6 protein-coding genes are annotated in these 4,794 nt (G+C 70.1%); 2 read left to right on the top strand and 4 right to left on the bottom strand.

Going from position 1 to position 4,794, the window contains the following annotated elements; translation table 11 throughout:
- Positions 1 to 42 precede the first annotated feature (42 nt).
- The gene (locus ACM2XV_RS12360) at positions 43 to 603 is read right to left on the bottom strand and encodes a type 1 glutamine amidotransferase domain-containing protein (protein ID WP_344773327.1); all 561 of its coding nucleotides are present in this window, start codon (positions 601 to 603) and stop codon (positions 43 to 45) included.
- 153 nt (positions 604 to 756) lie between these two features.
- Between ACM2XV_RS12360 and ACM2XV_RS12355 the strand changes: the two genes are divergently transcribed.
- Both ACM2XV_RS12355 and ACM2XV_RS12350 read left to right on the top strand, forming a co-directional pair.
- The gene (locus ACM2XV_RS12355; RefSeq protein WP_487027135.1) at positions 757 to 1,638 is read left to right on the top strand and encodes a manganese catalase; all 882 of its coding nucleotides are present in this window, start codon (positions 757 to 759) and stop codon (positions 1,636 to 1,638) included.
- A gap of 17 nt (positions 1,639 to 1,655) precedes the next feature.
- Positions 1,656 to 2,177 carry a metallophosphoesterase family protein gene (locus tag ACM2XV_RS12350; RefSeq protein WP_487027134.1) on the top strand — a complete coding sequence of 174 codons (522 nt, stop codon included), beginning with the start codon at positions 1,656 to 1,658 and terminating at the stop codon, positions 2,175 to 2,177.
- On the opposite strand, the gene ACM2XV_RS12345 is transcribed toward ACM2XV_RS12350, so the two are convergent.
- The 3 genes from ACM2XV_RS12345 to ACM2XV_RS12335 are packed head-to-tail and all read right to left on the bottom strand — an operon-like array spanning position 2,149 to position 4,753.
- Positions 2,149 to 2,604 (bottom strand): hypothetical protein, encoded by a 456-nt coding sequence (locus ACM2XV_RS12345; RefSeq protein WP_487027133.1) that lies wholly within the window; start codon positions 2,602 to 2,604, stop codon positions 2,149 to 2,151. The genes ACM2XV_RS12350 and ACM2XV_RS12345 overlap by 29 nt on opposite strands.
- Positions 2,605 to 2,612: 8 nt before the next feature.
- Positions 2,613 to 3,761, bottom strand: a complete 1,149-nt coding sequence (locus tag ACM2XV_RS12340; protein ID WP_487027132.1) for a zinc-dependent alcohol dehydrogenase — start codon at positions 3,759 to 3,761, stop codon at positions 2,613 to 2,615.
- Positions 3,758 to 4,753, bottom strand: a complete 996-nt coding sequence (locus tag ACM2XV_RS12335) for an SDR family NAD(P)-dependent oxidoreductase (protein ID WP_487027131.1) — start codon at positions 4,751 to 4,753, stop codon at positions 3,758 to 3,760. The genes ACM2XV_RS12340 and ACM2XV_RS12335 overlap by 4 nt, the downstream gene beginning before the upstream one ends.
- Positions 4,754 to 4,794 lie beyond the last annotated feature (41 nt).

Here is a 4,794-nt window from a genome sequence, read left to right as displayed (position 1 = left end):
CGCCGCATCCGCGCCCTCGATCATGAATCCGATGCTAGATCGTCACACGTGCTGGCCCTCGTGCGCGCCTTCCGCGACCTCTTCGATCAGCTTGGCCGAGAACGCCGGGATGTCGTCGGGCTTGCGGCTCGTGACGAAGCCCTTGTCGACGTGCACCTCCTCGTCGACCCAGGTGGCGCCGGCGTTGCGCAGGTCGGTCTGGAGGCTCGGCCACGAGGTCAGCGTGCGGCCGTCGACGACGCCCGCCTCGATGAGGGTCCACGGTGCATGGCAGATGGCCGCGACCGGCTTGTGCGCCGCGAAGAATGCCTTGGCGAACTCGACGGACGCCTGATCGGTGCGCAGCGCGTCGGCGTTCACGACCCCGCCCGGCAGCACGAGAGCGTCGTAGTCGTCGGGGGATGCCTGGCCGATCGGCACCTCGACCGAGAACTCGTCGCCCTTGTCGACGTGATTGAAGCCCTGCACGGTGTCGGGCTTCGGTGAGATGAGCACCGCCGTCGCGCCCGCTTCTTCGACCGCCTGCCGCGGGCCGGTGTACTCCACCTGCTCGACGCCGTCGGTCATCAGGAATGCGATCTTCTTTCCATTCAACTGAGCCATGCCTGGGCCATACCCGGCAGGCGGTGGGCGCAATCCGAAGCCGGCGGCGAGTGCGCGCACAGAGTACGCGGGATCTCGCCCGCGCCAAGCCCCTGCCCGCGGCGAAACGCGCTCCGTAGCGTCGCCTGCTCCGATGAACGAGGGGAAGAGACGATGTTCTTTCACAAGCAAGAGCTGCAGCATGCGGCCAGCCCGACGAAGCCGGACGCCGTGTATGCCCGCAAGCTGCAGGAGGTGCTGGGCGGCCAGTACGGCGAGATCACCGTGGCGCTGCAGTACCAGTTCCAGGCATGGAACATGCACATTCCGGGCAAGTGGCGGGATCTCGTGTTCGGGATCGGCGCAGAGGAGCTCGGCCATGTCGAGATGCTGGCGACGATGATCGCGCAGCTGCTCGAGAAGGCCCCGCTCGGGATCACGAACGATGCCGTGCAGGACGACCCTACGGTGGCCGCGGTCGTCGGCGGCACCGACATCCAGCAGGCGATCGTCGCCGGCGCGGGCGCCCGTGCGGTCGACAGCATGGGGAAACCGTGGTCGGGTTCGTACCTGACCGCGAGCGGCAATCTGCTCGCGGACTTCACCGCGAATGCGAACGCCGAGATGCAGGGGCGCGTCCAGGTGGCACGCCTGTACCACATGACCGACGACGCGGGCGTGCGCGATCTGCTGAGCTTCCTGATCGCCCGCGACACGATGCATCAGAACATGTGGATCGCGGCGGCCGCCGAGCTGCGCGACGAGGGGCTGGAGGACCTTCCGGTGCCGAACAAGTTCCCCGAAGGTCAGCAGGACCAGGCGGTGGCGTACGAGTACATCAATTTCTCCGACGGGGCGAGTGCCGGCGACGGGCGCTGGGCCTCCGGCGCATCGCCCGACGGGAAGGGCGAGTTCAGCTATCGTGAGGCGCCCGAGCAGGGCGTTCCGATGCCGCCGGCGACGCGCCCGGACGCGCGCTACTTCGGCACCACCGACCTGCCCAACACGGTCGAGGAGGTCGCCGCGGTCGCGCAGGACAAGCTCGACATGGAGTGACGCGTCAAGATCGACACGTGACCACCTCGCTGCTGCTCCTCGCCGACACCCACGTCCCGAAAAGGGCGCGCGAGCTGCCGGCCGAGGTGTGGGACGCGGTCGATCGCGCCGACGTCGTGGTGCACGCGGGCGACTGGGTCTCGCTGGGGCTGCTCGATCAGCTGAGCGACCGAGCCCGCGTGCTGCACGGCGTGTACGGCAACAACGACGGCGCCGAGCTGCGCGCGCGACTGCCCGAGATCGCCCGCTGGGAGGTCGAGGGTCTGCGCTTCGCCGCGATCCACGAGACCGGTGCGGCGGCCGGCCGCGAGCGGCGCATGGACGAGCTCTTCCCCGACGCCGACGTGCTCGTGTTCGGGCACAGCCACATCCCGTGGGACACGACGACGCCCGGCGGGCTGCGCCTGCTCAACCCGGGCTCGCCGACGGACCGCCGCCGTCAGCCCTACTGCAGCTACCAGTGGATGAGGGTCGACGACGGCGCTGTGCGCGACGTCGAACTCGTACTGCTCAACCGTGCCGGCCGCGCCGCAGGCTGACCAGCGCGCCCACGGCCGCGGCGCCGATCAGCCACGGTGCTGCCGCGCGCACGGGGTCGCGCTCGAAGCGGGCGCCCATCGCCTCAACGCGGTCGCCGGCGATGAGCAGCAGCCAGTGCGCCGCGCGGCCCTCGCTGAAGTTGTCATAGGCGAAGCGACGGATGACTCCCGAGACGCCGCGCAGGGGAGAGGTCGTGCCGAACACCGGCGTCAGCTGCCGGTGCTCGATGGAGCGCTCGCGGTCCTCGCCTCCGGCCTGCCGCTCGGGCACGTCCCAGTGCGCGCCGCTCGCCGCGGGGTCGAAGCACTCGCGCGGCACCGACGGTCGGTCGGCAGGGTCGCTGTCCGCTCCCCAGCCGGGAATGCGCGAGCGCAACGCCTCAGCGTCGAACGGCGGGCGCTCGGTTCCTGCGGTGTACGGGTCCATGAGATCTCCTAGCTTCCCGACGGCACGAGCAGTGCCTTGACGATGCCGTCTTCTTTCCCGGAGAACATGCGGTAGCCGTCGGCGACCTCATCGAGCGGGATGCGGTGCGTGACGATGTCGCTCGGCGTGAGGAATCCGCTCTTGATGTGCTCGAGCAGCCTCGGCCACTGCCGCTTCACCGGGCACTGGTTCATGCGCAGCGTGAGCCCCTTGTTCATGGCGTCGCCGAACTTCACGGCGCTGAACATCGGCCCGTAGGCGCCGAGCACCGACACCGTGCCGCCCTTGCGCACGCCGTCGATCGCCCAGTTGAGCGCAACGGGCGACCCGCCCTGCAGCTTGAGCTTCGTCGCCGTGACGTGCTGCAGCCGGTTGCCGTCGGCCTCGGCGCCGACCGCGTCGATCACGACATCGGCGCCGAGCCCGTCGGTCGCGTTCTTCAGTTCGACGATGATGTCGCGATAGTGCTCGTAGTTGCGGGTCTCGGCGAAGGCGAACGCACGCGCCTTCTCGAGCCGGTAGTCGAGCCGGTCGACGACGATCACGCGCCCGGCGCCCATCAGCCAGGCCGAGCGCGCGGCGAACAGCCCGACGGGCCCCGCGCCGAGCACGACGACGGTGTCGCCCGGCGTGATGTCGCCGAGCTGCGCGCCGAAGTAGCCGGTGGCGAGGGCATCCGTCATCAGCAGGGCGTCGGCGTCGTCGAGCCAGTCCGGAATGACGCTGGGGCCGACATCGGCGAACGGCACGCGCACGTACTCGGCTTGCCCGCCGTCGTAGCCGCCGCAGGTGTGCGAGTAGCCGTAGATGCCCCCGACCGCTGTGGCGTTCGGGTTGACGTTGTGGCAGTTCGAGTACAGCCCGCGGGCGCAGAAATAACAGGAGCCGCAGTACACGTTGAACGGCACCATCACGCGGTCGCCGACTGCGAGGTTCTGAACGGATGCCCCGACCTCGACGACCTCGCCGATGAACTCGTGGCCGAACGTGGTGCCCACCCGGGTGTCGGGCATCATGCCGTGATACAGGTGCAGGTCGGAACCGCAGATGGAGGCGAGCGTGACCCGGACGATCGCGTCGTTCGGGTGCTCGATCACCGGCTCCGGCTTCTCTTCGACGCCGACCTGATACGGCCCGCGATACACCATCGCCTTCATCGCCTGGCTCCCTTCTTCCCCTGTTTCGCGGACTTCGCGAAGAGCCACCAGAGCGGAACCGCCACCGCGGCGACCAGCATCAGACCGCTCATCGCCTGACGGCTGCCGCCCCGCCAGCCGCCGCCCACGCTCGCGTCCGCGTCGGGGTAGGGCTCGAAGAGGTTGCCGCTCGTGCCCGTGGCGCGTCCGCGCGTGAACTGGGTGCGCTGCGTGAGCTGGGCGAGCTCGGCCTCGGTGAGCCCCGGCGCGAGCCGGTGCATCGGGATGAACATGGTGCCGGCCAGGTTCGCCGTCGTCTCGCGCGGGTGCTTCGCCGCCGCGCGGAGGATCGCCTTGCCCGCGGAGCCCACCGGGTAGACGGGCGGCATCGCGCGCAGCCTGTGGCCCGAGCGGTTGGCCGAGTGCCGGTAGGCCGGCGTGTCGCTCGTTGCCGGGATCACGGTGCTCACATGGATGTGCCGGTGCTTCTCGAGCGCCAGCTCGCTCCGGACGGCGGCCGACAGCGCGCGGATCGACGCCTTGGTGGCGCTGTAGACCGCGGCATACGGCTGCGGCACCTCGCCGAGCACGGACGAGACGTTGACGATCGTGCCGCGACCTGCCGCCTTCATGGCGCGCAGGGCGGCGCGCGTGCCGAGAGCGGTGCCGATGGCGTTGACCTCGAAGATGCGGCGGATCTCGTCCGGCGCCATGCGATCGAGCGGGCCGTAGCCGTCGACGCCCGCGTTGTTGACCCAGACGTCGATCCGGCCGAAGTGCGCGAAGGCGGTGTCGACGACCGCTTGCAGCTCTGCCTCGGCGCTGATGTCCGCAGCCACGGCGACGGCGGCCGCGGCGCCCTTGCGCCGACACTCGGCGGCGACGTCATCGAGCACCCGGCCGCGCCTGCTCACCAGCACGAGGCGCGCGTGTCTGCGGGCGAAGCGGAGCGCCGCGTCGCGCCCGATCCCGCTCGATGCCCCCGTGATCACGACGACCTGCTCTCTAGCCATGGCGGGGCTGTACCCGGCTCGCACGGGATGCACGCAGCCCG

Source organism: Gryllotalpicola sp. CP2-P1, assembly GCF_057512245.1.
Note: the sequence above shows the minus strand (reverse complement) of the source record. Positions and strands in the feature narration are given on the sequence as shown.